23 protein-coding genes are annotated in these 26,083 nt (G+C 70.2%); 11 read left to right on the top strand and 12 right to left on the bottom strand.

Going from position 1 to position 26,083, the window contains the following annotated elements; genetic code table 11:
- Positions 1-42 precede the first annotated feature (42 nt).
- Positions 43-1,053, bottom strand: a complete 1,011-nt coding sequence (locus FPT20_RS04665; protein ID WP_233265386.1) for a glycosyltransferase — start codon at positions 1,051-1,053, stop codon at positions 43-45.
- 146 nt (positions 1,054-1,199) lie between these two features.
- Between FPT20_RS04665 and FPT20_RS04660 the strand changes: the two genes are divergently transcribed.
- Both FPT20_RS04660 and FPT20_RS04655 read left to right on the top strand, forming a co-directional pair.
- The gene (locus FPT20_RS04660; RefSeq protein WP_158863054.1) at positions 1,200-1,658 is read left to right on the top strand and encodes a Rho termination factor N-terminal domain-containing protein; all 459 of its coding nucleotides are present in this window, start codon (positions 1,200-1,202) and stop codon (positions 1,656-1,658) included.
- A 90-nt stretch (positions 1,659-1,748) separates the two neighbouring features.
- Complete coding sequence (locus tag FPT20_RS04655; protein ID WP_158863052.1) at positions 1,749-2,075, top strand: hypothetical protein; 327 nt, start codon at positions 1,749-1,751, stop codon at positions 2,073-2,075.
- A gap of 7 nt (positions 2,076-2,082) precedes the next feature.
- Here FPT20_RS04655 and FPT20_RS04650 read toward each other — a convergent pair whose 3' ends face one another.
- Positions 2,083-2,415, bottom strand: coding sequence for a DUF7882 family protein (locus tag FPT20_RS04650; RefSeq protein WP_158863050.1), 333 nt, complete (start codon positions 2,413-2,415; stop codon positions 2,083-2,085).
- A 112-nt stretch (positions 2,416-2,527) separates the two neighbouring features.
- Here FPT20_RS04650 and FPT20_RS04645 point away from each other — a divergent pair, with 112 nt between their 5' ends.
- Complete coding sequence (locus FPT20_RS04645; protein WP_158863048.1) at positions 2,528-2,821, top strand: hypothetical protein; 294 nt, start codon at positions 2,528-2,530, stop codon at positions 2,819-2,821.
- Between the two features lie 9 nt (positions 2,822-2,830).
- Here the strand turns inward: FPT20_RS04645 and FPT20_RS04640 are convergent, their stop codons facing one another.
- The 3 genes from FPT20_RS04640 to FPT20_RS04630 all read right to left on the bottom strand — a co-directional run bounded on the left by FPT20_RS04640 (position 2,831) and on the right by FPT20_RS04630 (position 6,412).
- A complete protein-coding gene (locus tag FPT20_RS04640; RefSeq protein WP_233265385.1) occupies positions 2,831-4,603 on the bottom strand; it encodes an ABC1 kinase family protein in 1,773 nt (590 codons plus the stop codon).
- A gap of 5 nt (positions 4,604-4,608) precedes the next feature.
- Positions 4,609-5,151 carry a PadR family transcriptional regulator gene (locus FPT20_RS04635; RefSeq protein WP_158863046.1) on the bottom strand — a complete coding sequence of 181 codons (543 nt, stop codon included), beginning with the start codon at positions 5,149-5,151 and terminating at the stop codon, positions 4,609-4,611.
- Positions 5,152-5,590: 439 nt separating this feature from the next.
- Complete coding sequence (locus tag FPT20_RS04630) at positions 5,591-6,412, bottom strand: helix-turn-helix domain-containing protein (RefSeq protein WP_158863044.1); 822 nt, start codon at positions 6,410-6,412, stop codon at positions 5,591-5,593.
- A 70-nt stretch (positions 6,413-6,482) separates the two neighbouring features.
- Here FPT20_RS04630 and FPT20_RS04625 point away from each other — a divergent pair, with 70 nt between their 5' ends.
- The gene (locus FPT20_RS04625; RefSeq protein WP_158863042.1) at positions 6,483-7,415 is read left to right on the top strand and encodes a phytanoyl-CoA dioxygenase family protein; all 933 of its coding nucleotides are present in this window, start codon (positions 6,483-6,485) and stop codon (positions 7,413-7,415) included.
- 123 nt (positions 7,416-7,538) lie between these two features.
- Here FPT20_RS04625 and FPT20_RS04620 read toward each other — a convergent pair whose 3' ends face one another.
- Genes FPT20_RS04620 through FPT20_RS04605 form a run of 4 tightly spaced genes read right to left on the bottom strand, consistent with a single transcriptional unit; the run spans position 7,539 to position 12,763 of the window.
- On the bottom strand, positions 7,539-8,873 hold the full coding sequence (locus FPT20_RS04620; protein ID WP_158863040.1) for an ABC transporter substrate-binding protein: 1,335 nt from the start codon (positions 8,871-8,873) through the stop codon (positions 7,539-7,541).
- 37 nt (positions 8,874-8,910) lie between these two features.
- Entirely contained in the window at positions 8,911-9,822 is a 912-nt protein-coding gene (locus FPT20_RS04615; protein WP_199245672.1) for a carbohydrate ABC transporter permease, read from the bottom strand.
- Positions 9,819-10,742, bottom strand: coding sequence for a carbohydrate ABC transporter permease (locus FPT20_RS04610; RefSeq protein ID WP_158863038.1), 924 nt, complete (start codon positions 10,740-10,742; stop codon positions 9,819-9,821). The genes FPT20_RS04615 and FPT20_RS04610 overlap by 4 nt, the downstream gene beginning before the upstream one ends.
- Before the next feature lie 11 nt (positions 10,743-10,753).
- A complete protein-coding gene (locus FPT20_RS04605) occupies positions 10,754-12,763 on the bottom strand; it encodes a beta-galactosidase (RefSeq protein WP_158863036.1) in 2,010 nt (669 codons plus the stop codon).
- 174 nt (positions 12,764-12,937) lie between these two features.
- On the opposite strand from FPT20_RS04605, the gene FPT20_RS04600 reads away from it, so the two are divergent.
- On the top strand, positions 12,938-13,948 hold the full coding sequence (locus tag FPT20_RS04600; RefSeq protein ID WP_158863034.1) for a LacI family DNA-binding transcriptional regulator: 1,011 nt from the start codon (positions 12,938-12,940) through the stop codon (positions 13,946-13,948).
- A 261-nt stretch (positions 13,949-14,209) separates the two neighbouring features.
- Positions 14,210-15,514: an O-acetylhomoserine aminocarboxypropyltransferase/cysteine synthase family protein gene (locus FPT20_RS04595; RefSeq protein WP_158863032.1), complete on the top strand. Its 1,305-nt coding sequence runs from the start codon at positions 14,210-14,212 to the stop codon at positions 15,512-15,514.
- 205 nt (positions 15,515-15,719) lie between these two features.
- Here the strand turns inward: FPT20_RS04595 and FPT20_RS04590 are convergent, their stop codons facing one another.
- On the bottom strand, positions 15,720-16,898 hold the full coding sequence (locus FPT20_RS04590) for a MalY/PatB family protein (RefSeq protein WP_158863030.1): 1,179 nt from the start codon (positions 16,896-16,898) through the stop codon (positions 15,720-15,722).
- A 77-nt stretch (positions 16,899-16,975) separates the two neighbouring features.
- Positions 16,976-17,680, bottom strand: coding sequence for a hypothetical protein (locus FPT20_RS04585; protein ID WP_158863028.1), 705 nt, complete (start codon positions 17,678-17,680; stop codon positions 16,976-16,978).
- Positions 17,681-17,873: 193 nt separating this feature from the next.
- On the opposite strand from FPT20_RS04585, the gene FPT20_RS04580 reads away from it, so the two are divergent.
- Positions 17,874-18,800, top strand: a complete 927-nt coding sequence (locus FPT20_RS04580; protein WP_158863026.1) for a Ppx/GppA phosphatase family protein — start codon at positions 17,874-17,876, stop codon at positions 18,798-18,800.
- A gap of 215 nt (positions 18,801-19,015) precedes the next feature.
- On the top strand, positions 19,016-21,880 hold the full coding sequence (locus FPT20_RS04575; RefSeq protein ID WP_158863024.1) for an alkaline phosphatase family protein: 2,865 nt from the start codon (positions 19,016-19,018) through the stop codon (positions 21,878-21,880).
- A gap of 85 nt (positions 21,881-21,965) precedes the next feature.
- Here FPT20_RS04575 and FPT20_RS04570 read toward each other — a convergent pair whose 3' ends face one another.
- Positions 21,966-22,559, bottom strand: a complete 594-nt coding sequence (locus FPT20_RS04570) for a helix-turn-helix domain-containing protein (protein ID WP_158863022.1) — start codon at positions 22,557-22,559, stop codon at positions 21,966-21,968.
- Positions 22,560-22,721: 162 nt separating this feature from the next.
- On the opposite strand from FPT20_RS04570, the gene speB reads away from it, so the two are divergent.
- From speB to FPT20_RS04555, 3 genes are all read left to right on the top strand, one after another.
- The gene (gene speB, locus FPT20_RS04565; protein ID WP_158863020.1) at positions 22,722-23,675 is read left to right on the top strand and encodes an agmatinase; all 954 of its coding nucleotides are present in this window, start codon (positions 22,722-22,724) and stop codon (positions 23,673-23,675) included.
- An 89-nt stretch (positions 23,676-23,764) separates the two neighbouring features.
- Positions 23,765-25,210, top strand: coding sequence for a purine-cytosine permease family protein (locus FPT20_RS04560; RefSeq protein ID WP_158863019.1), 1,446 nt, complete (start codon positions 23,765-23,767; stop codon positions 25,208-25,210).
- Entirely contained in the window at positions 25,207-26,037 is an 831-nt protein-coding gene (locus FPT20_RS04555) for a nitrilase family protein (RefSeq protein ID WP_158863017.1), read from the top strand. Before FPT20_RS04560 ends, FPT20_RS04555 begins: the two co-directional genes overlap by 4 nt.
- Positions 26,038-26,083: the final 46 nt, after the last annotated feature.

The raw sequence follows: 26,083 nt of genomic DNA, 5'->3' as shown, positions 1-26,083 counted from the left end.
AGGCGCCTGAACCTCCTTTCAAGAACTTGCGCGGAACGCGCTTCAGTGGTCGGGCCCGCCGGCCGGCCTTGCCTCGGGCGGCGGTGGCGATTCCCGGTGACGAGCCCGGAGCCGGCGCAGCGGGGTCGCTGCCCGTGAGATGCGGCCGCCGGAGTAGCGGACGCCTCCCCTCACCCGGGAGGCCAGCGCGAGCCAGACGCAGACGGAACGCTCGGCGAGCCACAGCGGCGCCCAGAACGGCGCGATCGGCGGGAACACGGAGCGGCCGCCACCGCGCAGGCGCCCGATCCCGGCCAGGGCGACGACCGCGGCGATGCCGATGGGCAGGAGCTCCTTGCGCCTCCACGCCGCCGCACCGGCGGCCGGCAGCACGGCGAGCTCCACGACCAGCCGTCCCGGCTGCGCGAAGTCGTCGTACGCCTGGCGGACCCGCTGCCGAAGGAAGTGACGAACCGTCGGCGGCCTTCGCGTGACGAACAGGTCGTCGGCGTGAAGGACCCGGCCACCGCGCGCCGCGGTGGTCCGCGTCAGCTCCAGGTTCTCGAAGAGCACGTCCCCGTCGTAGCCGCCGGCGTCGAGGAGGGACGACCGGCGGATCGCCATCGTGCCCGCGAAGTCGTGGCCGAAGGCCCGGTTGAGGAGCGTCCGGCCCGTGTCCCACGCCGCATGCCAGGGCACCGGGTCGAAGACGTTCTGCGGGCAGACGACGTGGGCCTTGTCGAGAAGGCCGACGATGCGCGCCAGCTTCTCCCGGCCGTACCGCACGTCGTCATCGGCCAGCACGATGTCCTCGTGCCGGGCCAGGCGGACGCCGGTCATCACGCCGGCCACCTTCCCGTTGCGACCGGGCCACGGCTCGGGCGGGAGGTGCCGGACACCGGGCGGGAAGGATACCGCGTGCCGGGCGAACACCTCCTCGCGCGAGCCGTCGACGACCGTGACGTAGATCATGCCGGCCAGCTCGCGGAGGTATTCGACGAGCTCAGGCAGGTCGGTGTCGTCCTCCCAGCGCAGCGGGAGGACGTACTCGGCCTCGATCCGTCCGGCTGTCACGGTGCTGTCACCCTTCTGGTGAGAACGAGTATGGTGCGCGACTGAGCGCCCGGGGCCGCCCAGATGTCAAGTGCCCGAACACCCCGGGGTGCCCCCGGTGCGCGCGATGCCTTGCCGCGCGCCGCCGCAAGTGGTTCCGTGGGGTCATGGCGAAGCGCAAGAAACTGGAGAAGAAGGCCCGGAAGGCGTACGAGCGCGCCGAGGAGGCCATCCAGGAGGCACTGAAGGCGGCGGCCAAGCTCGACAAGAAGACGAAGAAGAAGGCGGCCTCCCTCAGCGACGAGTGGGCGAAGGCGGGCGGGTCCTCCGGCCCGGGCAAGGGCCCCGACGACGCGCACCGCCGTCGGGATGACAGCGATGGAGGCGTCGCCACCTCGGACGGGCGGACCGCGGCGATCGACCTCACGCCGCCCCTCCCGAGCGTGACCGACGAGAACGCCGAGACCGCCGCCGAGTTCGCGGGGTCCGTCGCCACCACCGCGCCGCACGACCCGGCGCTCGACTCGCTGACCGTGCAGGCGCTGCGCGACGTCGCGAAGTCGCGCGGGTACCGCAACGTGTCGCGGCTGACGAAGGCCCAGCTGATCGAGCGCCTGAGCGACTGAACGGCCGCGACGTTCGGTTTCGCCCCCTTCCGAGCGGGCGGGGACGTCTGACCCGGTGACGCGGTGCCGTTACGCGGGTACGAGTGGAGTATGCGCAAGCTCGTCTATGCAGGCACCACCTTCTACACCGGCGATGAGATCGCCCTCGCTCTCCTGGAGTACGCCCGCGGGCTCGCCCGCGAGGGGGTGGCCGAGACCGTCTTCATCCCCGGACGCACGGAGACGGGCAACCGCGACCAGATCGAGGTGATCATCGGGCCGGCGAGTCAGATCGTGTCGGAGCCGGCCGATCTGGACGAGCCGGACATCTCCGACCCCGCGCTCGTGGCGGAGTTCAAGCGGCGAGCGGCGGAACTCGCGCCGCGACGACCGCAGGCCGAGAAGTCCGGCGGCACGCAGTCGCACGTGGACGACTGATGGCCGCTCACACCGCGCTCGCCTGGGTGTGACCGACGGCGGGGTTCCCGTCCTCGTCCATCACCAGGAGCCCGGAGCCCGTCGAGGCGGCGAGGCTCAGCCGCTCGATCCACTCCCGGCTGATCCCCGGGGGCCGCGAACCGACGTACCGGAAGCGGAGCGGGATGGAGACGTCCAGCCAGATCGTCGTCCGCCCGTCGCCGCCCTCGGGCGCCTCCCGCCAGCTGAGCGCGAACGACTCCTTGCGGCGCAGCTTGGAGACGATCAGCACCTCCAGATGCGCGAGCACCCTGTCGTCGAACTCGATCCGGGTGCTGCTGTCGTACATCAGGTAGCCCACCGCGACCTCCTCTTTCGCACACGCTATCCCGGAGTGCCGCCCGGCGACACCCGCACCGGGCACTCGCTTGTGCGCATCGCGCGCTCCGCGCACCCGTGTGTAGCTTTACTGCATGACAGACCTGCCCGATTCGCTGCCTGCCGACTACGACCCCGCCGCGGTGTTCCGGGTCGTCGCCATGCCCGTGACCCAGGGGTGGGGCGTCTGGCTGCGCGGGGCGGATGACCGCATCATCCATAGTTTCGGGCTCGGCTTCCCGCCCGGCACCCCGTTCCTCCCCGACGTGCTCGCGCTCCTCGGGCCGCTGCTGAACCTGCAGTACCGGCTCGCGTATCACGGGGACGACGCCTGGGACGAGCTCGGCGACCACTGGTCTGCGATCGTCTACGAGTACGCACCCCGGTAGGCGGGGCCTTCAGCGCCGGCGCCCACTGAACACGGCGAAACCGAGCGGCAGCACGGAGGCGATCATGAGCGCCGTTCCGAAAACCTCGTCCTGGGCGCGCACCAGTGCGCCGGCGAGCAGCACGGAGCCGAAGATGAGCGCCGCGACGAGCCGCCGCGCTGTGCGTTCCAGGCGGATGGCCTGCCGCTCGAGCCGCGGGTCCGTCACCTCCAGCCGACCGTCCTCGATGCGGTCCAGCAGCGCGTCGACGCGTTTCGGGAGGCGCCAGGCGACCCCGAGGATGTCGACGGCCTCTCGGGCGAAGTCCTGGAGAACGTTGCCGCCCTCGTCGCGCAGCAGCTGCGCCGCGTACGGCTCGACGGAGTCCCACAGGTTGAAGCTCGGATCGAGGGCGCTGCACACCCCGGAGGTCAGCGACATGGCCCGGATGATCAGGAGGAAGTTCTCCGGCAGCTGGAACGGGAGCGAGCGGATGACGTCGCCGAACTGGACGGCGAACTCGCGGAACTCCCGCGGGTCGACCTCCCGCAGCTCGGCGAACCCCATGCCGCCGAACCGCGCGAAGAGGTGCGTCATCGCCCGTTCGAGCTGCGTGGTGTCGGCGCTCGGGAGCAGCACCCCGACATCGCGCATGGCGTCGACGAGGCCCTTTCCTTCGCGGGAGGCGGTGGCGATGAGCAGCTTGCGCAGACCGGCGCGCAGCCGGTTCGGCACCTCCCCCATCATCCCGAAGTCGATGAAGGTGAGCCGCCACGGGCGCCCGTCGGCGGCACCGTCCGTGGGCGTGACGAAGATGTTGCCCGGGTGCGGGTCGGCGTGGAAGTAGCCGTTGCTGAAGAGCTGATCGAACATGATCGCGGCGAACACGGGCGCGACCTCGGCCGGGTCGATGCCCGCCTCCCGGAGCGCTGCGGCGTCGGTGATCTTGATCGCGGTGACGTCTTGGAGGGTCAGGACCCGGCGCGTGGTGCGGTCCCAGACGACCGAGGGCACCCCGACGCGCTCGTCGGCGGCGAAGTCCTCGGCGAACCGCTCGGAGTTCGCGGCCTCGTGCAGGTAGTCGATCTCCTCGAGGCTCGTATAGGCGAACTCCTCGACGAGGGCCGGCGCGTCGACGCGGTCGGAGACGAGCCGGACCCGGCTGAGCCAGCCGCCCACCTTGCGGAGGGCGGCGAGATCGGTGTCGACGATCTGGTCGATCCCGGGCCGCTGCACCTTCATGACGACGCCGGCGAACCCGGCCTGCTCGGCGAGATCGGGCGCGAGCACCGCCCGGTGGGCCTGACCGAGGGAGGCGGCGGCGACCGGCGTCTCGTCGATCGACACGAAGGCGGACTCGAGCGGCACCCCGAGCTCCGCCTCGGCGAGCGCGCGGATGGCCGGGAACGGCACCGGCGGCACCTCGTCCTGCAGTCCCTCCAGCTCGGAGGTGATCTCGGGAGGGAGCACGTCGAGGCGAGAGGACATGAACTGTCCGACCTTGATCATGAGGCCGCCGAGTTCGACGGCGAGCGCGTGGAAGGACCGGGCGAAGCGCCGCATCCTCCGCGGCCGGGTGCGCTCGGCCACCCTCGCGAGGCCGATCCTCGGGAGGAAGAGCTCGTACCACCAGGTGACGGCGAGGAAGCGCCCGGCGAACCGGAGGATGCGGCGGTACCGGGCGCGGGTCGCCCCGGACCGGGGCGGCGTGCCGCGGGCGCCGCCGGGCGCCGGGTCGCGGGGCGCGCCGGGGGGCGCGGTGGAACCCGCGGGGCCGCTCGCCGGCACCCCGTTCGACGCCACTCCGGTCAGCCCTGGGCGAGGATCGCGTAGAGCCGGCGACGTGCCTCGTCGAGCACGGTCACCGCCTCCTGGATCTGCTCGGGCGTTCCCGTCCTCCGGACCTGCGCGACGGCCTGGGCCAGGTCGATGCCCGCCTTGGGCAGCGGACCGAACCCCATGGTGTCACTGGAGGGACCGGTCTCCCAGGGTGCGGCTCCCGCCTCCTCTGCGGCGGCTCGCCCGGCCTCGGTGAGCGCGTACGTCTTGCGCCCGTTGGACTCCTCCGCCGTGATCAGCCCCTCATCGGCCAGCAGCTGCAGTGTCGGATAGACCGACCCGGCGCTCGGCTTCCAGGCGCCGCCGCTGCGCTCCTCGATCTCGCGGATGATCTGATACCCGTGCATCGGCTTCTCGGCCAGGAGGGCGAGGACCGCGGCGCGGACATCGCCGCGCCCCATCCGGCCGCCGACCTTCTTCTCGAACTGGGACCGCAGCTGCTCGAACGCCTGCCACATGCCCTCTGCCCCGGGGCCGGCACCGAAACCGCCGGCCGTGAACGAACCGCTCATGATGACCTCCTAGGATCCTCAGCGATACTCGACGATATATCGCTGAGACGCGGTCCGGACCCGCTTCGCGGGCAACTCCCAGCACTGGGTACCGCGGGTCCGTTCTGCCCCGCTTCGCTCGCGGCACAGGGAGGGGCGACGCGGCCACGACCGACCATTCACCGGCGATCGGAGGACAACTACCGCGGTCCCGCCCGAACCGTCCTCCCTGGGCGACACCTCCCCCGGCCCGTGCGTCTGCCTTCGCTCGGCCGTTGTCTCTCCCCGAGCCCCGCAGCGCGCCTGGGGAGGAGGATCTCGGCCTCCGCCGCCGGATCCTCCTCCTCAACCCGCAACGCGCGGATCCGGGCACCCAACGTTCCTCCCTGAGCGACGGCGCGGCCGCCCACGGGCGAACACCCAAGCAACGGGGCGACCGCGCGCGAGCGACGACGACCCCTCACTCCCCGGTGCGGCCGCGCCGGTACGCCCCCGGGCTCACCCCGACGATGCTCCGGAACTTCGCGTGGAACTGACTGAGCGACGAATATCCGACATCGTGCGCGATCGCCGCGACCGAGTCAGCCGTCGTGATCAGCCGGCGCTGCGCCTCCTGGATGCGGCAGGTCGTCGCGTAGTCCCCGATGGTGACCCCGAGCACGCGCTTGAACAGCGTCATCGCGTACGTCGGGTGGAGGCTCACCGAGCGGGCGACCTCGGCGACCGACACCTGTTCGAGTGCGTGCGTCGTCACATAGTCGGCCATGCGGGTGACGAGCTCGATGCGGCGTTCCGGCTCGGAGGCGACCGCTCCGGAGGCCCGCGCCGCCCCGGCCGCCACCCGGCGCACCTGCACCCGCAGATCGAGCCGCGCCGTCTCCCGCTCGAACGCATCGCCCGCGAGCTCCGCCTCCCACTGCTCGAGCCGCCGCTCGTCGACCCCCAGCGCCTCCGCGTCGAGCAGGAACACCTCGCCCGCGAACAGCCGGCCCTGGAACGCCGGCGGCAGCCTCCACTCGAGCAGCATGCGCAGCGGGATCGTCACCCAGTGCATCCGCCGGCCCGCCTCGGCCTCGATCAGCTGATGCGGCTGGGCCGCCCAGAAGAGGAGGAGGGACCCGGCCGGCACCGCCACCCGCTCTCCGCCGATGAGGTACTCGAGCGCGCCAGAGCTCAGGTTGATCTCGATGTCGTCGTGGATGTGCGGCAGGCCCATCGCCGCCGGGTCGCCCGACCAGCAGCTGAGCCCGAACGAACCCGACGCACTGACCGACGACAACATTACTTTTCCGTACTTTCGCGAGACCAAAACGGCTAGAAGTCCAGGATACCCGCCATCTACCGTCGTAACCATGACACTGAACACCACCGCTGTCGGGACGGATCGCGCGTACCACCTGACCGCCGAAGAGATCGCGCAGTTCGACGAGCAGGGCTATCTGATCCTGCGCAACCGGATCCCGGCCGACCTCCTCGCCCGCCTGCAGAGCGCGGCCGACCGCTGGATCGAGGAGGGGTCCTCCCTTCCCGAGGGCGACGATCGCGCGGCCGACTACCAGTGGGCGAACCGCCCGACCGGCCGCGTCATGTTCCGGGTCGACTACCTGCACAACAAGGGCGAGAGCGCCTCCCTCGAGCTGCTGGGGTCGCCGGCGGTGCTCGGCATCGCCGAGAGCCTGGCCGGCCCCGACTTCGTGCCCACCTACGAGTCGCTCGTCTTCAAGAAGGCGGGCGACGGTGCCCCGATCAGCTGGCACCAGGACGCCGTCCACCCGCGGACGCACCGCATCTTCAACATCGACGTCTACCTCGACCCGTCGCGGAAGGGCGAGGGCGCGCTCCGCGTCGCGCCCGGCTCGCACAAGCAGCCGGTCGACGTGTGCCAGCTCGAGGAGGAGTACGGCTGGGACGCTCCCGGCGTCATCCAGGCGGAGCTCGAGCCCGGCGACGTCCTCGTGCACGACGTCATGGTCGTGCACGGCTCGGAGGCGGTGCTCGGCAACCGCCTGCGCCGCACGATCTACTACGAGTTCCGCGCGGCGGAGCAGATCCTCTCCGAGGGCCCGTGGGACGCCGAGTGGGTCGACCGCCGCCTGCGCCTCCTCCCTGTCGCCCTGGAGGAGCATGCCCGCGCCAACCCCGGCGCCGAGGGCTTCGCATGGAACATCTCCCCCGAGCTGAAGCCCGCACCGGCCGGCGATCGGGAGGCGGAGCTCCGCATCGCCCACCTGGTGCACAGCCCCGGCTCGTACTGCAGCGCGGGCAGCGTGCCCTTCACGTCCTGACCGACGCCGACAGCACGGAAGGCCCGTGTCGCACCTCGCGGTGCGGCACGGGCCTTCTGCCTTCGACCCTCCCGGGCAGGGGGCACCGGGAGGGCCGAAGGGCCTACGAGCGAGCGCGAGGGCTCACTTGTTGACCGGGATCGACTGCGCCTCGAGAGCGCTGATCGTCTTCTCCTGGCCGGTCTTCAGGGCGTCGAGCAGCGTGCCGTTGCCGCTGAGGGCGGCGCCGAACCCGTCGGACACATCCGTGTAGGTCTGCGTCATGGTCGGGCCCCAGGTGAAGTTGGGGTCGACCTGGCTGGAGGCCTGCTTGAAGACGTCGTAGATCTTCTGACCGCCGTAGAACGGCTGGCCCGAGGTGAACGCGGGCAGGTCGGCGCCGGCGGTGGACGCCGGGTAGAGACCGCCGAGCTTGTTCTCGAGCGCGAGCGCCTCCGGGTCGGTGTTCAGCCACATGGCGAACTTGGCCGCCTCGTACGGGTGCTTCGAGCCCTTCAGGACGGCGGTGGAGGAGCCTCCCCAGTCACCGGCCTTGCTGTCGCTCGCCGACCACTGCGGCATCGGGGCGACCGCCCACTTGCCCGCGGTGTTCGGCGCGCCGGTCTCGAGCGTCGAGGCGCCCCAGACGGCCGAGACCCAGGTCCACTGCTGCCCGTCGTCGAACGACTTGTTCCAGTCGTCCGAGAAGGAGGCGAGCTTCGACACCTGGCCGGCGTCGATGAGCTTCTGCCAGTAGTCGGCGACCTGCTTCGACTTGTCGTCGGTCAGGTTGACGGTCCACTTGTTGCCGTCGTTCTTGAACCACTGGCCGCCCGCCTGCCACACCATGCCCGCGAACCAGTTGACGTCGGTCTTCGGGAAGTTGGTGATGTAGGCGCCCTTGGCCTTGATGAGGGCGGCATCCTTCGCGTACTCGTCCCAGGTCTTCGGGACCGGGATGCCGGCCGCGTCGAACAGGTCCTTGCGGTAGAACATCGCGATCGGGCCGGTGTCCTGCGGGATCGCGTACACTGCGTTGCTCTCGCCGAAGGTCACCTGGTTCCAGGTCCAGTCGACGAACTTGCTCTTCGCGTCGGCGACGGGCGCGCACGATGCGATGTTGGTGAGACCGTCCTGCACCCGGAAGTTCGGGAGCGCGTCGTACTCGATCTGGCCCAGGTCGGGCGCGTTGCCCGCCTTGATCTGGTTGAAGAAGTTCTGGTAGGTACCGCTGTTACCCGACGGCCCGGTCTGGAACTTCACCTGGATGTTGGGGTTCTTCTGGTTCCAGAGGTCGACGACCTTGTCCATTCCGGGAACCCAGGTGGTGAAGGTCAGGTCGACCTTCCCCGAGGAGGGCTTGCAGTCGCCGCCCGCCGACGTGCTGGTGCCCGTCGAGCCCTGCCCGCTGCAGGCCGTCAGCGCCAGCGCTGCGGTCAGCCCGACGGCAGCAGCGACGATCCTTGTCCGTGCTTTCATCATGCGTCCTTCGTGTGTGTTGGTGTGGGGGATGTGGTCACTTGACACTTCCCGCGGCAAGACCGCCGGACCAGAACCGCTGGAGGCTCAGGAAGGCGATGATGAGCGGGACGATCGAGACGAGAGCTCCGACGATCACGAGTGACCGCAGCTCGGGTGCCTGCCCGATCGCGCTGTTCCAGGCGTAGAGACCGAGGGTCACCGGGAACAGGGTCTGGTCCCGCAGCATGATCAGCGGCAGGAAGAAGTTGTTCCAGATCGCGACGAACTGGAAGAGGAACATGGTCACGAGCGCCGGCGACATGAGCCGGACCGAGACCGTGAAGAAGGTGCGGACCTCGCCCGACCCGTCGAGTCGCGCGGCCTCGAGCAGTTCGTCCGGCACGCTGGCCGCCGCGAAGATGCGGGCGAGGTAGACGCCGAACGGGCTCACGATGCTCGGGAGGAACACCGACCAGTAGGTGTTGGTCAGCTGCACCTGCGAGAAGATCAGGAACAGCGGGAGGGCCAGCGCGGTCGCCGGCACGAGCACACCGGCGAGGACGACGTTGAACAGCACCTCCCGGCCCTTGAACCGGTACTTCGCGAGGGCGTAGCCGCACATCCCGGCGACGACGGTGCCGAGGAAGGCGCCGACGCCCGCGTACAGCACGCTGTTGATCAGCCAGTGGACGTAGACGCCCGAGTCGTACGTGAACAGCTCGCCGAGGTTGCCGACCAGGTTCGAGAACCCGTCCGGCGTGAACCACAGCGGGGCCGTGGTCGTGAACTCGCCGCGGGTCTTCGTGGAGGAGACGAGCAGCCACCAGACCGGGATCAGGAAGTAGAGGGTGAAGAGCGCCATCACGAGCATGGCACCCGTGCGCGACACGATGCTCTCGCGTCCTGCCCCCTGGGGCGGCGCGTCGCCGCGCTTGATGCGGCGGCCGGCGGCGGTGATCGTGGTCATGCGAACGCCCTCCTCTGGGTGAGCTTCAGGAACACGAACGAGAGGACGAACGTGAACAGTGCGAGGACGACCGACATCGCGGCCGCGAGGCTGTAATTCGGGATCGACGCCGTCGTGTATACCGCCAGGTTCGGCGTGTACGTGCTGTTGATCGCCGTGCTGAAGCTGCGCAGCGTCTGCGGCTCGGCGAGCAGCTGGAGCGTGCCGATGATCGAGAAGACGGCGGTCAGGATGATCGCCGGCGTCACCAGCGGGATCTTGATGCGGATCGCGACCTGCCAGTTGTTGGCCCCGTCGAGCTTCGCCGCCTCGTAGATCTCCTGCGGGATCGCCAGGAGGGACGAGTAGATGATCAGCATGTTGTAGCCGACGTAGACCCAAGTGAGGATGTTGGCGATCGACCACAGGACGAGGTCGGCGCCGAGGAAGTTGACGTTCTCCGTGAGCGCGCTGAACGGCGACAGCGACGGCGAGTACAGGAAGCCCCACATGATCGCCGCGATGACACCCGGCACCGCGTAGGGCGCGAAGTAGGCGAGGCGGAAGAACTTCTTGCCACGCAGGAGCGGCGAGTCGAGGAGGAGCGCGAACACCAGCGCGAGAATCAGCATGACGGGCACCTGCACCACACCGAACAGGAGCACCCGTCCGACCGAGGCCCAGAACGCCGTGTTCTGGAACACCTGCACGTACTGGGTCAGACCGCCGAACACCTGGGTCGCCGGCCCGAACGTTCCCTGCCGCTCCACGGTGAGGAGGGACTGGTAGATCGCGTACGCGATCGGGACCGCGTAGAACAGCGCGTACAGGACGGCGAACGGCGCCACGAAGACGAGCACGGCCCGCCACAGGCTGAGGCGGCGGCGACGCGGCGGGGCCGCGGCCCGGTTGGCTGTTGCGGGTGCAGACGTCGTTGTCATCTTCGTGGTCCTTACTTCTCTGATTCCGCGGCCCGCACGACACGGACCGCACCAGCCGGGATCGTGAGACTCTCCGCGACCGGCTGCGCCGTGACCAGCTCGTACCCGTCGAGCGCCACGGTGTGGTCGGTCGCCGTGTGGTTGATGATGAAGTGGAAGTCGCCGTGCTCGCCGCGGCGCAGCACGCGCTCGACGCCGGGCGTCGTGGAGACGGTCACGCCGGCCTCCGCGGCGATCTCGGTCAGCAGCACCCTCAGGTGCTCGCCGTCGAGGGCGGTGCCGAGGTACCAGGCCGTTCCGCCGCCGAACCGGTTGCGGGTGATCGCGGGGCGGCCCGGCAGCGGGCCGTCGGTGAAGGAGGCGACCACCTCGCTCCCGGTGGGCTCGATGCTCTCGGTCCACAGCCTCCCGGTCGAACCGTCGTCGAGGGCGACGCGTCCGCCGGCGGCCAGCGGGAAGAACTCGTCGGCGCGCACTCCGAGCAGGTCTCGGAATGCGCCCGGGTACCCGCCGGTGCGGACCCGGTCGTTCTCGTCGACGATGCCGGAGAAGAAGGTGACGACGGCGGTGCCGCCGGCCTCCACGAAGGCGGAGACGGCCGCGGCCTCGGCGTCGCGCACGAGGTAGAGGGAGGGGACGACGGCCAGCCGGTAGCCGGAGAGGTCGGCGCCCGGAGCGACGATGTCGACGGTGACGCCTGCCTCCCACAGCGCCCGGTAGAGGGCGTGTACCTGGTCGAGGTAGCGCACGTCCTCCGAGGGGTGCGAGTCGAGGTCGGTGGCCCACCAAGCCTCCCAGCTGAAGATGAGGGCGACGTCGGCGACCACCTCGGTCCCCACCACCTCCTTGATCGACTGGAGCGCCCGGGACAGCTCGAGCACCTCGCGCCAGGTGCGGCTCTCGGTGCCCGCGTGCGGCAGCAGCGCCGAGTGGAACTTCTCGGTGCCCTGCACGGAGGCGCGCCACTGGAAGAAGCAGATGCCGTCGGCGCCGCGCGCGACGTGGGTCAGGGAGTTCCGGAGGAGCTCGCCCGGCGCCTTGCTCAGGTTGCGCGGCTGCCAGTTGACGGCGCCGGTGGACTGCTCCATGAGCAGCCACGGCCTCCCGCCGGCGAGCCCGCGGGTGATGTCGCCGGCGAGCGCCAGCTCCTGGTGCGGAACGGGGAGGCGGTGGTCGAGGTAGTGGTCGTTCGCGATGAGGTCCATGTGGGGCGCCCACTGCCAGTAGTCCTGGGTGCGGATGTGCGCGGTCGCCATGAAGTTGGTCGTGACCGGGATGGTGCTCAGCTCGCGGAGGATCCGTTCCTCCACGAGGAAGCACTCGAGCACCTCGTCGGAGCTGAAGCGCGCGAAGTCGAGCGCCTGGCCCGGGTTGCCGGAGGAGAGGGTGCGGCGGGGAGGGAGGATCTCCTCCCAGGCCCCGTAGCGCTGGCTCCAGAAGGCGGTCCCCCACGCGGCGTTCAGCGCGTCGAGCGTCTCGTACTTGGCGCGAAGCCAGCCACGGAAAGCCTCGGCCGAGACGTCGCAGTAGCACAGCGCGTTGTGGCAGCCGAGCTCGTTCGACACGTGCCAGAGGCGCACGGCGGGGTGCGAGCCGTACCGGGTCGCGACCTCCGTGACGAGGCGGGCCGCGGCCTCCCGGAACACCGGGGAACTCGGGCAGTAGGCCTGGCGGCCGCCCGGCCACGCGCGGAGCCCGTCAGCCGAGACCGGGAGGATCTCGGGGTGCCGGGCGCTCAGCCAGGGCGGCGGGGAGGCGGTGCCCGTGCCGAGGTTGATGCCGATGCCCGCCTCGTGCAGCAGCTCGATGATGCGGTCGAGCCCCGAGAAGTCGAACCGGTCGGCGGCCGGCTGGATCTGCGCCCAGCCGAAGACGTTGATGGCGACGAGCGAGACGCCGGCCTCGGTCATCAGGCGCACGTCCTCCTCCCAGACGGCGGGATCCCACTGCTCGGGGTTGTAGTCGCACCCGAGGACGAGACCCTCCGTACCGGGGATGAGCACCTGCGGCTCCTTTGCCATCTGTTCTGCCATTCTGTGAACGTGCACACATCGGTGCCGACACATCCGTCATTCCAACTGGGAACGTGCACAGTCCAGGCTCTTCGAAGGCCGAGGAACCAGGGCTGTGAACGTGCACACACATTAGGCAGGTAGCGGTCGCCGTGTCAAGAGGGAATCCTCTAGACTTCCGTCATGTCCGAACCTCGCCGCCGCGCGACCGTCAAAGACGTGGCGCTCGAAGCCGGCGTCTCCCGCGGCACCGTCTCCCGCTACGTCAACGGCGGGCACTACGTGTCGAGCGATGCGCGCCGGGCGATCGAGGCCGCCATCCGCAAGGTCGGCTACAACCCGAACACGGCGGCCCGGAGCCTCGTCCGCCAGCGCACGCAGGCGGTCGGCTTCATCGTGCACGAGCCCCACTCCGTGTTCCTGGAGGACCCGAACATCGGGGTCATCATGCTCGGCGCCAACTCGGCCCTGTCGGCGCAGGACTACCAGATGGTGTGCCTCATCGTCGACTCCGTCCGCGACACGGAGCGCGTCTCCCGCTACCTCAGCGGCGGGTTCGTCGACGGCGCGATCGTCGTCTCGGCGCGCGACCGCGACCCGATCCTCTCCGTCATCGAACGGCTCGGCCTCCCTGCCGCCTTCGTCGGCCACCCGCCGGGCATCACGGCCCCCTTCATCGGCATCGACAACCGCGGCGCATCCGCCGCGATCACCCGGCGCCTCGCCGAGAGCGGCCGCCGCAAGATCGGCATGATCGCCGCCGCCCTCGACCGCGACTCCGGCGCCGACCGTCTCGCTGGCTTCCGCGAGGCGCTCGGCGTCGCCTACGACCCCGACCTCGTCGTGCCCGTGCCGCTCTACTCATTCAACGACGGCGCCGAGGGCATGCGCCGGCTCCTCGACCGGGCGCCCGACATCGACGGGGTGGTCGCCGCCTCCGACGCGGTCGCCGCCGGGGCGATGCAGACCCTGCTCGAACGCGGCCGCACCATCCCCGGAGACGTCGGCGTCGTCGGATTCGACGACAGCAGCTGGGCGATGCGCACCACCCCGAAACTCTCGACCGTGCACCAGCCCGCCGAAGGCCTCGGACGCACCGCCGCCGAAGCCGTCCTCGAGCAGATCCGCCTCGGCGACACCACCGCCGGCGGGACGCTGCTCGACACCCCGATCGTCTGGCGCGAGTCGGCGTGACGGGGCGGAGGCGCGCGGCGCGCCTCCCTTTCCGTCCCGTGCGTCCCGCTCACTTCCGGCCTCTGCCCGCTCCGTCGCCTCTGCTCCCTCCCCCTCCGCTCGCTCCCCCTCCGTCCCCTCCGTCCCTCGAGGTGCTCGCACCGGCGCCCGACACGCCGCAGCGCGCAGCACCTACGAGCACCTCGACGCCCGGCCCCGCGCGTTTCGTCGCACAACGCAACGCAATTCGCCCGGCGCCGACGCTCTCACTACAGTGACCGCATGCCCCACCGCGCCTCCCGTCCGCTCGACTTCGAGACCCGTCAGATCCACGCGGGCGCCGTCGTCGACTCCGAGACCCGGTCGCGGGTCACGCCGATCTACCAGACCGCCGCATACGTGTTCGACAGCTTCGACGACGGGGAGGAGCGCTTCGCCGGCAGAAGCGCGTTCCGGGCATACTCACGCAACGAGAACCCGACCAACGCCGTCGCGGGGAGGCGCATCGCCGACCTCGAGGGAGGCGTCGACGGCATCGTCGTCGCCAGCGGCCAGGCGGCCATCGCCGTCGCGATCGCGGGGCTCGCGGAGTCCGGCGACCACGTGCTGGTGACCCGTTCGCTGTACGAGGGCACGCGCGAGATGTTCCGCGGGGTGCTCCGCCGGCAGGGCATCGAGTTCGAGTACGTTCCCGACGAGGCGACCGACGACGAGTGGGCCGCCCGTTTCCGTGCGCGCACCAAGGCGGTCTACACCGAGACCCTCCCGAACCCGCTGGGCCAGGTGGTCGACATCGAACGGCTCGCCCGCATCGCACACACCGCGGGCGTTCCGCTCATCGTCGACAACACGGTGCCGACCCCGTACCTGTGGCGCCCGATCGAGAACGGCGCCGACATCGTCCTCCACTCCACCTCCAAGTGGCTCTCGGGGCACGCCTCGGTGATCGGAGGCGCGGTCATCGACGGCGGGAACTTCGACTGGTCGACGCAGCCGGAACGCTTCCCGCAGTTGACCGAGAGCCCCCGGCCGGGCGTCCCTTCTTTCGTCGAACGCTTCGGCCCGAACGCGTACCTCGCCTATCTGCGCTCCGTGATCGTGCTCGAGTACGGTCCGACGGTGCCGCCGACGAGCACGTTCCTCCTGCTGCACGGCATCGAGACGCTCTCGGTCCGCATGGACCGGCACGTGTCGAACGCCCAGACGATCGCCGCATGGCTGGAGGCGCGCCCCGAAGTCGCCGAGGTCTTCTACCCGGGCCTCGCCTCCAGCCCGTTCCGCGAGCGGGCGGAGAAGTACATGCCCGACGGCGCCGGGTCGATCGTCTCGATCGAGCTGGCCGGAGGGAGGGAGGCGGCCCGCCGCTTCATCGACGCGCTCGAACTGATCTCGCCGATGACGCATATCGGTGACGTGCGCACGCTCGCGATTCACCTCGGAAGCACGATCCACGCCAAGCTCAACGACGACGAGAAGGCGGAGGCCGGCATCGGCCCGGGCCTGATCCGCTTGTCGATCGGCCTCGAGAGCGCCCGCGACATCCTGGCCGACCTCGAGCGCGGACTCGCGGCCGCCGCCGCCGCTTAGCCGCGCCTCCCCCCCCCGTCGCCCCACCCGTACTCTCGGGGGACCCGACCACGGCACGCACCCACCCCCCATCCAGTCCCCCAAGAATGCGCGCGAGACGCCGCCCCAGCCGTACTCTTCGGGGACTCGATGGTGGGGCGGAGGCGGGGAGCGGGGCGGGGAGCGGGGCGCGGGGCGGGGCGCGGAGCGGGGCGCGGAGCGCCGGTCACCCCGCGAGCAGCACCCGGCCCCGCGCGGCGGCGACGGTCGCGGCGATGCGGCGCACCGCCTCCACGACCGTCTCGGGGTTGCACGCCAGGTTGATGCGAGCGAACCCGCGCCCGGGCTCCCCGAACGGGACGCCCGAGTTGAGCGCGACGCGTCCCTCGTCGATGAGCACCCGCGCCGGGTCGTCCCCGAGGCCCGTGGCGCGGAAGTCCAGCCACACGAGGTACCCCGCGTCGGGCTGCACGACACGCACCTCGGGCGCATGCACCGCGAGCTCCGCCTCCAGCAGCCGAACGTTGTCCACAAGCAGGTCGAGGAGGGAGTCCCTCCACTTCACGCACGACAGCGCCGCCACGTTCGCGTGCAGCCCCAGAATGCTCGTGCGCGCCGCGAGTTCCTCAGGGAGGCGCGTGAGCAGCCGCGCCGACCAGTCGTCAGCCGCAACGATCACCGCGCACTTCAGCCCGGCCAGGTTCCAGGCCTTACTTGCCGACGTCACCGTGACCGAGCGCGCACCCGCCGCCGCAGCCACGGGAGCGAACGGCGTGAACACCGCACCCGGGTGGGCCAGCGGCGCGTGCACCTCGTCGCTGACGACGAACACGCCGTACCGGGCGGCGAGCGCCGCGAGCGCCTCCAGAGCGCCGCGGCTGTGACATCGCCCGGTCGGATTCTGCGGGTTGCACAGGAGGAGCGCATCGGCTCCGTCGGCGAACGCCCGCTCGATCCCCGCGAGGTCGAGCGCCCACCCCGACTCCTCGATGAGCGGAACCGTGACCGCGACCGCGTCGGCCTCCTCCACCATCTCGAAGAACGGCGGGTACACGGGAGGCGTGAGCACGACCCGCCCGGCGACCTCCGGGATCGCGAGGCGCAGCGCCTCCACCACCCCGACGGTGACGTCGGTGGCGAGGTGCACCCGTTCCGGGACGACCTCCCACCCCCACGAGTCGCGCGCGAACCGTGCGAACGCCGGCGCCAGCGGCCCAGCCGAGTCGAGGTAGCCGGTGTCCGAGTTCCGGAGGGTCTCCCCCACGCGGTCGAGGATCGCCGGGTCGACGTCGAAGTCCATCTCCGCGACGAAGACCGGCAGCACGTCAGCCGGGTAGCGGCGCCACTTGATGCTCGACCTGGTCGCGAACAGCTGCTCCAGGGGTCGGGCCGGTCCGAAGCTCATTCCCACAGGGTGCCGCATCCGCGCCGCGCCCACGAGCACGAGCGTCAAAAAGCGTAGTGAAAGGACCTCGAGAGGCGTCAGCGGATCTCGGTGAACGAGGTCCCCGTCAGCACGAATCCCTTCTTGAAGCTGTTCACGCACGTGACCGCGGAGTCGGCGACCGAGCAGGTGATACCGCCGACCGTGATGTTCTTCCCGTCTGGGAGGACCGGCACCGTGTCTGCCTGGTGGACCCACCAGAGCCCGAGCTGCTCCAATCCGTACGGGTAGGAGGCGTCGTCTGCGATGACCACCGACTGCGCGAACGGGCCCTCCTCCGAGTAATACTGGTGCAGCGCCGTCTTCCAAGAGCTCGGGTCGCACATGGCCTGATTCAGACCTCCCCAGGGGCCTCCCGCGCGGGCGATGCCGCACACCACGGAGCCATCGGCGGTCTTGAACTCGACGCCGGGCACCGCCTGTCCCTCACGCGTCGTCCCGTGCGACGGGTACAGCGCCGGGTCGACCGCGTTCGGGTCGTGGGTCGGCGCAGGACGCGGTGTTTCGCTCGAGGGCGCCGGCTGGGGCGCGGGCTGTGCCGACCCCGTCGCGGGGGGCGTGGCGTTCGGGTCCGGGGCGACCGGCGCCTCCGTTTCCGGCGCGATCGACGCCTCCGTTCCCGGCTGGACCCCGCCCGGCCCGTCGACCGTCGTCGATGCCGGGGCGGCGGACTCCGTCCCTGCGGGGACATTCGAGGCGGGAGACGCCGGCGAATCGCTGGGCCGCACGGCGGAAAGGGCCACGGGGGCGGACCCCGGCTGCGCGGCGGAACAACCGGCAAGGCTCACAGCAATGGCTGCGGCTACCAACCCGACCCTGAGTGTCTTCACACTCGCGATCCTAGGGGTGGACCAACCATTCTGATCACCCCATCCGCAACGTTTTGACAACGGTCGTGAGCGGCCCCGATCTCCCCGCACCCACTACTCTCAGACCGTGCGCCTCGGAGTCCTCGATGTCGGTTCCAACACCGTCCACCTGCTGGTCGTGGAGGCGAGTCCCGGCGCGCGTCCGCAGCCCACTGCCACCCACAAGTCGGTGCTGCGGCTGATGCGGTACATCACCCCCGACGGCGCCATCAGCGACGAAGGCTGCGGCGCCATCCTCGACGCGATCACGCAAGCACTCGTCGTCGCCGAGGAGGAACAGATCGACGAACTCCTCCCCTTCGCCACGTCCGCGATCAGGGAGGCGTCGAACGGCCCACAGCTGCTCGACCGCATCCGCGAGCAGACCGGCGTCGAGCTGCAGGTGCTCTCCGGCACGGACGAGGCACGGCTCACGTTCCTCGCCGTCCGCCGCTGGCTGGGCTGGTCGCACGGCAGCATCCTCCTGCTCGACATCGGTGGAGGCTCGCTAGAGATCGCATCGGGGGGCGACGAATATCCCGAGACGGCCGTGTCGGTCCCGCTCGGGGCCGGCCGCAGCACGATCGGCTTCCTCCACGACGACCCGCCGAAGGAGGAGCAGCTCGACGCCCTGCGCGACCACGCCCGCTCGGTCCTCGGGGAGGCGGTCTCCCGCTTCACCAACCGCGGCGACGACGAGCACGTCGTCGGCACCTCCAAGACCATCCGATCGCTGGCTCGGCTCGCCGGGTCGACGGCGGAGGGACCGGCCGGCACCGAGCACAGCACGCTCACTCGCGCGGAGCTCTCCGACTGGGTGCCACGGCTGTCCCGCATCCCGGCCGACGCACGCACCGAGCTGCCCGGCATCACGGCCGATCGCACCTTCCAGATCGTCGCCGGCGCGGTGGTGCTCCGCGAGACGATGCGGGTCTTCGACATCGACCGCCTGGAGGTCTGCCCGTGGGCGCTCCGGGAGGGGCTCATCCTCCGCTACCTCGACCACCTCGACTGAGCCGTCGCGGGAAAGCTGAGAACCTTCTCAGAGGACACGCCCAGGAACCCCATAGGTAACGCCGCATTCATGAACCGTTTCGTTGACCCCCTCCCGAGGGTCACGCCAGGCTCGTGAGTGCGGCCCCGACCGGTCGCATCCCCACCGAAGCAGCCGCCTCGAGCGGCTCTGCGGCGCGCCTTCTCAACGGCACGAACTCTCGAAAGGTACGTGAGATGCACGGCAAAACCCCTCGGCCCCGGCCGAGATTCTCGATCGGACAGCGGATCTTCGCTGTCACCGCGGGCTGTGCGCTCGCGGTCGTCGGCGGAGGCATCGCCACCGCCTCCACCCTCTCCTTCGACGCGAACCAGGTCGGCAGCCAGTACGCCGACGGGGAGCAGATCTCCTCCGACCAGATCATCAAGCCCCTCGGCGACCGCCTCATGACACCGTTCGGCAAGCTCATGGGCTCCGTGGTCAGCCCGGACGGCCGCTTCGTCGTCGGCACCAGCGCCGACCGCTCCGTCGACCTCCAGGTGTTCGACCTGAAGACGTACCGGCCGGTCGCCGCCGCCGGGACGCTCGCCGCCGCTTCCTTCGCGACCGCCGCCTCCAATGCCGGGTTCGCCGGGATGGCGTACCAGAAGATCAGCGACGGGACGGTCGGGCAGGAGGGACCGGTCTTCTCCCCCGACGGCAAGTTCCTGTTCGCGCCGGTCGCCACGGGCATCGTCCGGTACCCGTTCAACGCGGACGGTTCGCTGGGCACGGGCACGAAGATCGACATCCCGACGACCTCCGCGGGCCTGCAGGCGCTCACCGCGGGAATGACGTTCTCGCCCGACGGCTCGACCCTCTACGCGGCGGTCAACGGCCAGAACACCGTCGTCGCGATCGACCCGGCCGCCGGGACGATCACGCACACATACGCGGTGGGCATCGCGCCGCGCCAGGTCAAGTTCGTCGGCGCCCGCCTCTACGTGAGCAACGAGGGCGGCCGTCAGGCTGTCGCCGGCGACACGACGATGGGCTCGTACGGCACGCAGGTCCCGGCGGACACCACGCTCGGAACCACGACCACGGGAACCGTCAGTGTCATCGACCCGGCGAACGCGAACGCTCCCGTCGCCTCCATCGACGTGCAGCTGCACCCGACCGCGGAGTTCGTCGACGGGAACACGCTCTACGTCGCCAACACGAACAGCGACACCGTGTCGGTGATCGACACGGCCTCCGGCGCCGTGGTCCAGACGATCGCGACCCAGCCCTGGGCGTCGTCGAAGACCGGGTACCAGCCGACGGGGATCACGAAGCAGGGCGACCACCTCCTCGTCTCGCTCGGCAACGCGAACGCGATCGCGGTCTACAAGGTCGACACGAAGGACCCACGTGACCCGGCGGCGCTGATCGGGCTCCTGCCGACCGACTACTACCCCGAGAACGTCGCAGCGGTGAACGGCTCGATCGTGGTCACGAACACGCGCGGCATCGACGCACGGGGGCCCGGCGTCACCGTCAACAAGGGAGCAGGCGTTCCGGTCGTGACCGGGCACGGCACGCACTCGACCACGGCGTCGCTCACCCGGTTCACGCTGCCGAGCGACCAGGAGATCCGCAAGGCGACGGCCCAGGTGTTCGCTCAGAACGGGTGGACCGAGACCTCCCTCAAGCAGGCCGAGGGCGACCGGAGCGACAGCGCGTCGGTGGCCATCCCGAAGCGCCTGGGCGACCCGTCGGCAATCAAGCACGTGTTCCTCGTGATCAAGGAGAACCGCGGCTACGACCAGCTGTACGGCGACATGAAGCAGGGCAACGGCGACCCGTCCCTGACCCAGTTCGGCCAGACGGTGACGCCGAACCAGCACGCCCTCGCCACGCAGTTCGGCCTGTACGACAACACGTACGACATCGGCACGAACTCCGCTGAGGGCCACAACTGGCTCATGCAGGGCGACAACACCGCGTACACCCAGACCAGCGCGGGAGAGTACGTCCGCTCCTACGACACGGAGGAGGACGTGCTGGGGCACCAGCGCAGCGGCTTCCTCTGGAACTCGGTGCAGTCGGCCGGCAAGAGCGCCAAGAACTTCGGCGAGTTCGAGTACGGCGAGGGCAAGCCGGCGGGTGCGACCTGGCAGCAGTACTACTGCGCCGCCACGAGCGCCATGGCCGGCGGGTCGCCCGCTCAGCTGTTCGATCCCTCCATCAAGTGGAATTCGAGCTCGGTCATCCCGTCCCTGAACGCGATCTCCGACCCGAACGCGGCGCCGTTCGACCTCGCGGTGCCCGACATCTACCGGTACGAGACCTGGAAGCAGGACTTCGAGAAGAACGGGCCGTCCAACTTCAACATGGTGTGGCTCTCGAGCGACCACACCGGAGGCACCGCCGACCCGAAGGCGATGGTCGCCGACAACGACCTCGCCCTCGGCAAGATCGTCGACGAGATCTCGCACTCGCAGTACTGGAAGGACTCGGCGATCTTCGTCGCCGAGGACGACAGCCAGGACTCCGCCGACCACGTCGACGGACACCGCGCGCCCATCCAGGTCATCAGCCCGTACGCGGTGCACGGCAAGACGGTGAGCACGTACTACTCGCAGATCAGCATGGTCCGCACGATCGAGCAGATCCTCGGGGCGCAGCCGCTCAACCAGAAGATCGCGGCGGCGACGCCGATGGTCGACGCGTTCACGAACAAGCCCGACCTCACGCCGTACACGTCGGTCGCCAACCAGGTGCCGCTGACGGAGGGCGTGACGACCAAGCCCGCGTGCGGTTACGACACCCTCGGCAAGACCGGAGCCGCGGCCGACGCGGTGAACGCCCAGGCCGCGAAGGACGCCGAGGTGCCCGCCTCGGCGCAGCCGGTGGCCGCCCAGTGGGAGAAGTGGGCCGGAAAGCAGCACTTCACCGGAACGGCCGGCCACCCGGCCATCCCGGACTACGACAACCCGCTGCTGATGAACCGCTACACCTGGTACCAGACCAAGCACTGGACGTCGCCCTACCCGGGAGACGCGAAGATCTACGGTCCGGACGAGGCGCCGGGGATCGCGCCCGGCTCGACCGACCACGACGACGCCGACGGTCACTGACCCTCAGCACGTCACCGGAGCCGGCACACCCGGCTGACGCCATCGGCCCCGGTCCTGCGGCACCCGCCGCCGGGCCGGGGCCTTGTCAGCTCGACCCGCTCCACGAGGCCGGCACGATCGTCCAGATCACCTCGGCGGGGCCCTCCCCGTCGTTCCGCCAGTTGTGCGGTTCGCGACCGGGGAAGGTGAGCGTGTCCCCCTCCTGGAGGCGCTCGGTGCGGTCGGTGAACTCGACGGTGACCTCGCCGGAGATGACGTGCAGCGCCTCGACGTCGCAGTTGATCGTGTACAGCTCGTCGCCGCCGTCGGCGCCGCTCTCGAGCGTACTGCGCAGCATCTGGAGGCGCGACTGGCTGCGCGGCGTGATGAGCCGCTCGGCGACGCGGTGGCCGCCGAAGTTGATGCGCGGCGCGTCGGCGAGCGGGACGACCGTCGCGTCGACCTCCTCGAAGAGGGAGCCGACCGGCATCGACAGCACCTGGCACAGCGTGACGAGGGTGGCGACGCTCGGGGAGGTCTCGTCGCGTTCGATGCGGCTGACGAACCCCTTCGTGAGCCCGGTGGCCTCCGCCACCTGCGCGATAGTGAGACTCTGCGCCTGCCGGCTGGCGCGGAGGCGAGCCCCGAGACGCACAGGCAGCGTCGACGGCTCCGGAGTGACCGGGCGGAGTTCTTGCATGCCTCACCTCTCAGGGAGCTCGACGAGCGTCGCGCGCGGCGCCCGCGACAAGGCGGGCACCGCCTCCATATTGACAGCGCGCACCCGGAAGAGCAGAATCTCACCCAGCTGTTGCGTGAGAGACAAAGAAAGTTGTCCGCAAGGCTACCGGCAAGGAGAACTATGAACCAGACCCCGCCCGTCGGCCCCCCGGACGCCAGCCTGCAGCCGCGGTATGGAGGCTTCGCCACGTTCGCGCGCCTCCCGCGCCTCGAAGATGTCGGCCGCGCCGACATCGCGGTGGTCGGGGTGCCGTTCGACAGCGGCGTCAGCTACCGGCCGGGCGCGCGGTTCGGTCCGTCGCAGATCCGGGAGGCGTCGCGCCTCCTCCGCCCGTACAACCCGGCGCAGAACGTGTCGCCGTTCGCGCGGCGGCAGGTCGCCGACGCGGGCGACATCCCGGTCAACCCGTTCGACATCTCGGAGGCGGTCGCCACCATCGAGCAGGAGGCGCGCCGCCTCACCGCCGACGGCGCCAAGCTCATCACGCTCGGGGGCGACCACACCATCGCGCTCCCCCTGATCCGGGCGGCCGCTGCCCAGCACGGGCCGGTCGCCGTCCTCCACTTCGACGCGCACCTCGACACGTGGGACACCTACTTCGGCGCTCCCGTCACGCACGGCACACCGTTCCGCCGCGCCTCCGAGGAGGGGCTCATCGACCAGACCGCGAGCCTGCACGTGGGCATCCGCGGCCCGCTCTACTCGCGCGACGACCTCCGCGACGACGAGCGCCTCGGCTTCGCCATCATCTCGAGCGTCGAGATCGAGGAGGAGGGGGTCGCCTCCGCGATCGAGCGCATGCTCGCGCGCCTCGGCGACCGCCCGGTGTACCTCTCGATCGACATCGACGTGCTCGACCCGTCGCACGCGCCGGGTACCGGCACTCCGGAGGCCGGCGGCCTGACCAGCCGGGAGCTCCTCCGGATGATTCGCGCCCTGCGCGCGACGAACCTCGTCGGCGCCGACGTCGTCGAGGTCGCCCCCGCCTACGACCACGCGCAGATCACGGCGATCGCCGCCTCCCACGTGGCCTACGAGATCCTCGGGGTGATGACCCCCGAGCTCGACGACTGACGACGCCCGTCCCACCCCGGCGAGCCCCGCCGCACCAGTCGCACCAGCCGTACCCGCCGCACCCTCAACCGCACCCGATAAGGACGACGATGTCTTACACAGAACCGGCCGCCGATCGCGAGAGCCTGATCGAGCAGCACTCCATCGACTACATCCCGCGCTCGGAGCGCCACGGCAAGATCTGGCACCAGGGCCCGTTCTGGTTCACGGGCAACTTCGTGCTGCCGACCCTGGTCGTCGGCTTCGTCGGCCCCGAGATGGGCCTCGGCGTCTGGTACTGCGTGCTCGCCGTGTTCCTGGGCGCCGGGTTCGGGACGTTCTTCATGGCGTTCCACGCCAACCAGGGCCCGCGGATGGGCCTGCCGCAGATGATCCAGTCGCGTGCCCAGTTCGGCAGCCGCGGAGCGATCGTCCCGTTCGCCGCGACGGTGTTCGTGTACGTGGGCTTCCTCGTCTTCGACACCATCCTGGCGACGCAGGGCATCGGGCTTTTCAGCGACGCGAAGTGGTTCTGGTATCCGGTGCTGATCGCTGTGTCGATCGTCATCGCCGTGATCGGCCACGACCTCCTGCACTTCGTGCAGCGGTGGCTGACGTACTTCCTCGTCGCGGCCTTCGCCATCCTGACGATCGTCGCGATCGTGCACTTCAGCACCACTCCGGCCGTGCACCACGCGCCGGTGCTGACCTCCGGGTGGAACCTCCCGGGCTTCCTCGTGCTCTTCTCCCTCGCCGCGGGCTACAACATCAGCTACGCCGTCTACGTCTCGGACTACACGCGCTACCTGCCGGCCGACGCGTCGGCGCCCAAGCTGATCACCTCGGTGTACCTGGGCGCATGGATCTCGGCCTTCTGGCTGATGTCGCTCGGCGCGCTCCTCGGCAGCTACATCCCGAACGCCGACCCGATCGCCGCGCTGCGGAACATCGGCGACATCCTGTTCCCCGGGTTCGGCACGATCGTGGTGCTCATCTCGGTGCTCGCGCTGGTGTCGATCATGGGCGTGAACGCGTACGGCGCCATGCTGACGAGCGCGAGCGCGGTCGACGGCTTCCGCAAGGTCCGCCCCACTGTGCGCCTCCGGGTCGTCGGACTGGTCGCGGTCGGCGTCGTCTCGCTGATCATCGCGCTGCTGATCCCCGACAACTACGTGAACAGCTTCAACAGCTTCGTGCTGCTCATGCTGTACTTCCTCGTGCCGTGGACGGCGGTCAACCTCGTCGACTTCTACTTCGTGCGGCACGGCAAGTATGCGATCGCCGAGATCCTGAAGCCGGACGGCCTCTACGGCCGCTGGGCATGGCGCGGCGTGACGGCGTACTTCGTCGGGTTCGTGGTCATGATCCCGTTCTTCTCGCTCAGCTTCTACGTGGGCCCGTTCGCGCAGCTGCTCGGCGGCGCCGACTTCTCGTTCGCTGTGGGCCTGATCGTCTCCGGCGGCCTCTACTACCTGTTCTCGCGCAGCATCGACCGGACGAAGGAGCAGGAGGCGCGCCGCGCCAGCGAGGCGGAGCTCGAGGGCGCCTCCGTATGACCGCCGTCACCGTCGCGTGCTGCCAGCTTGCGCCGTCCGTCGGAGAACCGGAGGCGAACCTCCGCTCGATCCGGGAGGCGGTGCACCGGTCGGCCGCGGCGGGCGCCCAGATCGTCGTCCTGCCCGAGCTCGCGTCGAGCGGCTACGTATTCAGCGACCACGCCGAGTTGGTGGAGGCGGCGGAGGCCCCCGACGGACCGACCGTGACCGCCGCGACCGAGCTCGCGGCCGAACTCGGCATCGTGGTCGTCGTCGGATTCCCGGAGGCCGGCGACGACGGACTCGTCTACAACAGCGCCGTGCTGGCCGACCCGTCGGGCGTGCGCGCCATCTACCGCAAGGCGCACCTGTGGGACTCGGAGAAGCCGGCCGGGTTCACCCCCGGTGACGCCCCTCCCCCGGTCGTCGACACCCCGTTCGGACGCATCGCCGTGATGATCTGCTACGACCTGGAGTTCCCGGAGTGGTCGCGCACGGCGGCTCTGGGAGGCGCGGACCTGCTCGTCGCACCGACGAACTGGCCGCTCTTCCCGCGCCCCGAGGGCGAGCGCCCGATGGAGGTCGTCAAGGTGCAGGCCAACGCCTCCGTGAACCGCATGGCGATCGCCCTGGCAGACAGGGCCGGAACGGAGCGCGGCCAGGACTGGGTCGGCGGCAGCGTCATCGTCGACCAGGACGGCTACCCGCTGACCGCCCTGCGGCTCGGCGAGGAGGCGGATTTCGTGGCGACCCTCGACCTGGCCGAGTCTCGCATGAAGGCGATCAGCGACCACAACGACGTCTTCCGCGACCGCCGGCCGGAGCTGTACGGGCGCGTGACGGAGTAGGGCGCTTCGCGGCGATCGAGGTGCTCGTTGATGCGCGCGACACGCC

The organism is Leifsonia sp. AG29 (assembly GCF_009765225.1).
Taxonomy (GTDB): domain Bacteria; phylum Actinomycetota; class Actinomycetes; order Actinomycetales; family Microbacteriaceae; genus Leifsonia.
Note: the sequence above shows the minus strand (reverse complement) of the source record. Positions and strands in the feature narration are given on the sequence as shown.